Below are 4,911 nucleotides of genomic sequence, written 5' to 3'. Positions count from 1 at the left end.
GAAGGGATAAGCGCTGAAAGCATCTAAGCGCGAAGCCCCCCTCAAGATAAGACTTCCCACACGGTCAACGTGGTAAGACCCCCTGTAGACGACAGGGTTGATAGGCTGGAGGTGTACGTGCCGTGAGGCATTCAGCTGACCAGTACTAATCGGTCGAGGGCTTATCCTAAGTTCTTGAATCACAACACAAAGTGAGCGATCCAGTTTCATATGCGGCCATGGCGGAATTGGCAGACGCGCAAGATTCAGGTTCTTGTGGGGGCAACCCCGTGGAGGTTCAAGTCCTCTTGGCCGCACCAACCATGCAATACATCGAGAAAGCCCATCATTCAGCGGAATGATGGGCTTTTTTTGTGCGCTGTTTAATTTTGAGTACGACGTAGAGCAAGAACGGGATGAGCACGCAAAAGGGAACAGAGTACCACGGCCAGACCTTCGTTGCGAAGTGGGTCAACTCAGCGTGACTTCGGTAGAGAAACTGTGTCATCTCGACCAACAAAATCGCCAAAGGAATCGTCAAGAATCGGTACGCCTTGCCTACATCCCGGCTTCCAATCGTTTGCGCCAACGCAAGGGCACTGACGTAGAGACACGCGCTAACCTTCACAAACGATCCAAATACCCAGACCAGAATCCCGAATGTCTCAATCCGCTCCAAAAAGTCGGATATGGAAATGTACGAGATGGCAGAGTAGGAAGGATATTGAATGTTTTTCATGAGATCTCCAAAAACCAAAATGTTACGCAGATCGTCCACCAGCAGCAACACACCGGCCGTCAGGATAGCCCAGAAGGCTGTTTTTTTACTTTCTCGCTTCTGGTTGAGGAAGGGATAAATCATAAGCAACAATACAGATTCTCCAAACGGAAATATGCTGATTTTTGTGGTGCCCTCGGTGATTTTTTTCCAACCGACGTCTGCCACAGGCTTCAAGTTGTTGATATCCATATCCTTACCCAGCAATAGCAAGGAACCCAAGAGAAAGAGAATCACCGCTCCCAGAATCATGATGGAGCAGCGGGAGAGCACTTCAATTCCCTCTTTCACGACCCAGACGCACAAAAGCATCATCCCCATGTCGATGACCAATGCCGGAGTCTGAGGGAGGAGCACGGTTCGCGTGATTTCTTCCATACTCTTGAGCGCGATCGTCCCCAAATGAAAACTATACCAAACATAGAGCAAGCCAAGGAAACGCCCAACCCAGACACCGAACGCCTGCTGCCCGATCTCAACCAACGACAACCCGGGATGACTCTGGCTGAGTGCGGCATACAACTGGGCTACCAAGAGTCCCACAGGTATGGCGAACAAGACGGAGAGCCAAGAGTCGTGCCCGGCGATGCTTCCTTTGGGCAAGATGAGGGTACTCCCGATACAAAACATCACGAGCAATGAAAAAATCTCAGAGCTGGAAATACGCTCAACAGAACGGGACACGGGCCTTCCTCCTTTGAAGAGTTAGTCGGGAGGGAAGACCCATTCGCCGACGGGCTCGAACACTTTTTGCAAAGGACCGGCGGGACTTGGAATTTCCACGCCGTCGAGGAGCATGTAGCCAATCAGCATCGCCCCTCCTGTTAGAAGACAGTAACAAATCATTTCTCTGCGAAAATGCAGGCGCCGCATGATGCGAAGTTGCCAAAAGGAGATTCCGCCGAGTAGCAGGAAGAGAAAGACGATTTCAGTCATCCTCCATCACTTCCTTTCCTTGGTTTTGTGCAAGGGTTCACGGGTCAGTCCCAGTTGTGACAAGCGCAGGCGGACTTCTACTTGGGGGTCCGCTTTGGTATAGGCGTCGCTCCATTTGTCTTGGAAGCGTTCCCATTGCTTGCGGTCATCGCGATGCAATTGCCGTCCAAAACCGACGATGTCTTGGTGAAAGTCCTGCGTTTTACGCAAGAGATTTGTCACGCGTTTTTCAATCGAGGTGGAGATTTGGCGTTCTGCGAGTGTGAGGTTTTCCGGCTTGCTGAAATCGAGGTTGGTGTCGTTTTCGTGGACCATGGCCTCGCAGTCGATGATGACGTGGAGGCGGACCTTGTTGCCGACGACCTCGGTTTTGATTTTGCTTTTTTCCTTGCGCATTTCGATGGAGACGTAGCCCTGCGCTTCAGGAATATAGGAGGTAACCATTCCTTTGGACCGCTTTCCGTTGGCCCAGAGCAAAGCCCGCGTTTCTTTGTCATCAAGATAGCCGATCAGTTTCCAGTCTTGAAAAACGGCGGTGCCGGTGAGGTGAAATGTTTGGTCTTCTTTGCCTTCGGGTACGTTTATTTCCAATGTACCCATCACCGGCTCGATTCCTTCTTGAATGGTGTGCAGGAGACAGTCCCGGATGGTGGATTCGTAGCCGACATCCGATTTCTCCAGTTCGCGAATCGCTTCGGACGGCACGCGTTCCAATGGGTAAGCCGAGGAAAGCAACTGGCCGGCTTCCGTTCCTTTGCAGACCAAGATATAACTTCGGAAACGGCTGTCGGGATCGCGGCTGAACTCATCAAGCAGTTGTTCGATGCCGTGCTTGGCCATTGACTCTCCTATCAAGATCACTCGACGATGTCCTTCGTACAGCCTCCGGGACAGTCGCTCTTGGATTTTGATAAAAGCATCGTGGATCGTGCGGCCGGTCATCGTCTGGGTGATGAATTTTTTGTCGCCGCTGTCAGAACTGCTTCCTTTGCTGCTGATTTTTTCCGGATTGGCAATTTGCAGAGTGACGCGCAGTTTTCCATCCGGGGTCCAGTCGTAGGCAGATGCCATCACGAGAGCCAAATCGTTCATCTCGGTATGATCCCAACATCCGGCCAACGGCAGAACGGACAACGAGAGTATCAACAAGATGGTGAATGTCTTTTTCAACAAGATCATCCCTATTCTGGAAAAAGTACAGAGGTAGTATAGCCTGTTGATTCCTTCCTATGCGAAGGGATATTTGGGTACCGAGCATGGAAAGGTAGGGGAAAAAGAGTACGCATTGCACAAACAGGAGGGACCGGGACTTGAAAAAGATCAGAAGGGTAAAAAAAAACCTCCGCTACACGGACGCTTTGCAAGCGGTGGAGCGGTCTCATACTGAAGTCGAGCAGCAACTTGGTACCAGTCTGGAGGAAAATGAACAGTTGCTGAAGACGGTTTTTCAAAAGTGTTCGGATCTCGTCTTTCACAAGGTGCCGACAAAAGATCGTGGGACGATGCTGGCGGTGTATGTGGACGGGTTGGTGGACAGTTGGCATCTCGATGAGATTGTGTTGAAACCATTGCTGTACGAGGGCGTGCCGCAAGGGTTGGAGCGGGTGCAATCCGTCGCAGAATTGGTCCGTAATGAGTCCGTCGCAGTGGGACAGACCAAGACGGTCACGATGACTTCGGAGTTGGTATTGGAGGTCATGCGTGGAGGTGTTGCTCTGCTTGCTGACGGCAGTGCTGAGGTGTTGGTAATCGGTTTGCAAGCGTGGGAAAAAAGGTCTCTCCAAGAGCCGGTCACAGAGTCGGTGATTCGAGGTCCGCGGGAAGGTTTCATCGAGAACATCCGCACGAATACGTCGCTGTTACGGCGAAGAATCAAGTCGCCGCGTTTGAAAATGGAGACGTTAACGATTGGCGAGCTCTCTCAAACGAGTGTGGTGGTCACCTATATAGAGGGGATTGTCTCTGAATCGCTGGTGCAAGAGGTGCATCGGCGTCTTTCTGATATTCAGATAGACGGAGTGCTGGAGTCCGGTTATTTAGAGGAGATGATTGAGGATAAGCCTTTTTCTCCGTTTCCCCAGATGCAATATACGGAGCGACCGGACGTGGTTGTCGGCAATCTCTTGGAAGGCCGCGTGGCGGTTTTGGTGGATGGGACGCCGAATGCGTTGTTGATGCCGTTGACGATTTGGGGAGCGATGCATGCCAATGAGGACTATTATGAGCGGTGGATGATGGTGAGTTTGGTGCGGTTGATTCGGATTTTGTTCCTCGGCATCGCACTGTTGTTGCCTTCGCTGTATGTGGCGATTACAACGTATCACCAAGAGATGCTGCCTACCAATTTGCTGTTGAGTATCGCCGGCGCACGGGAAAACTCTCCGTTTCCCGCTTTGATTGAAGCGTTGATTATGGAGGTTACGTTTGAGGCGTTGCGAGAGGCGGGGGTACGATTGCCGAAGCCGGTTGGACAAGCGGTGTCGATTGTCGGCGCGTTGGTAATCGGGCAAGCGGCGGTTGATGCGGCGATTGTGTCAGCTCCCTTAGTGATCGTGGTGTCGATTACGGGGATTGCTTCTTTTACGATTCCGAGATATAACCTCTCGATTGCGATTCGATTGATGCGGTTCCCGATGATTTTTTTGGCGGGGACGCTCGGGTTATTTGGGATTACACTTGGGCTTTTGGGGCTGCTCATACATCTGAGTAGTTTGCGGTCTTTTGGGACTCCATATCTGTATCCGGTGGCACCACTGACGATCGAATCATTGCGGGATGTGTTTATTCGTGCGCCGTGGTGGAGTTTGAACGTTCGTCCACGATTGACCGGGTACAATGATCCGGTGCGGATACCTGAAGGTCAGTATCCGAGTCCAGAGAACGAGAGCGGCAAGCCGAAATCATGAGAGATGGGCATGTGGAGGAGGAAGAGCGGTTGGGTTGTGGGGATTTGTTTGGTCGTGGGGGTGTGAGGATGTTGAGAGGAGGGAGATGACGTGGTAAGATAAGTCCTGTCGCCGCGAGAGATGTGGTGATGATGGGGATGAAAAAAATACCTGTTGCGTTTTGTGATGCAACGTGGTAAATTTAAAAACGTCGCTTCGGCGGCACAGCATTGATCCTTGAAAACTAAACGAGTGATAGATGAAGATCGATTCGAGTCAGTGAACCAAACTTTTATTGAGAGTTTGATCCTGGCTCAGGACGAACGCTGGCGG

General features: G+C 51.4%; 4 protein-coding genes, 1 tRNA gene and 1 rRNA gene. 3 read left to right on the top strand and 3 right to left on the bottom strand.

What is annotated here, in order from left to right; translation table 11 throughout:
- Positions 1-169, top strand: a 23S ribosomal RNA gene (locus tag JJB07_RS23435); the annotation flags it as partial.
- 43 nt (positions 170-212) lie between these two features.
- A tRNA-Leu gene (locus JJB07_RS23430) sits at positions 213-299 on the top strand.
- A 26-nt stretch (positions 300-325) separates the two neighbouring features.
- Here JJB07_RS23430 and JJB07_RS23425 read toward each other — a convergent pair.
- Genes JJB07_RS23425 through JJB07_RS23415 form a run of 3 tightly spaced genes read right to left on the bottom strand, consistent with a single transcriptional unit; the run spans position 326 to position 2,863 of the window.
- Positions 326-1,441: an endospore germination permease gene (locus JJB07_RS23425; RefSeq protein WP_201638488.1), complete on the bottom strand. Its 1,116-nt coding sequence runs from the start codon at positions 1,439-1,441 to the stop codon at positions 326-328.
- 21 nt (positions 1,442-1,462) lie between these two features.
- Positions 1,463-1,693, bottom strand: coding sequence for a hypothetical protein (locus tag JJB07_RS23420; protein WP_201638487.1), 231 nt, complete (start codon positions 1,691-1,693; stop codon positions 1,463-1,465).
- A 6-nt stretch (positions 1,694-1,699) separates the two neighbouring features.
- Positions 1,700-2,863: a Ger(x)C family spore germination protein gene (locus JJB07_RS23415; RefSeq protein ID WP_201638486.1), complete on the bottom strand. Its 1,164-nt coding sequence runs from the start codon at positions 2,861-2,863 to the stop codon at positions 1,700-1,702.
- A gap of 140 nt (positions 2,864-3,003) precedes the next feature.
- Between JJB07_RS23415 and JJB07_RS23410 the strand changes: the two genes are divergently transcribed.
- Entirely contained in the window at positions 3,004-4,599 is a 1,596-nt protein-coding gene (locus JJB07_RS23410; protein ID WP_201638485.1) for a spore germination protein, read from the top strand.
- Positions 4,600-4,911: the final 312 nt, after the last annotated feature.

Source organism: Tumebacillus amylolyticus (genome assembly GCF_016722965.1).
In the GTDB taxonomy this organism is placed as follows: domain Bacteria; phylum Bacillota; class Bacilli; order Tumebacillales; family Tumebacillaceae; genus Tumebacillus; species Tumebacillus amylolyticus.
The sequence above is the reverse complement of the archived record's forward strand: the minus strand, read 5'-3'. Positions and strand labels throughout refer to the sequence as shown.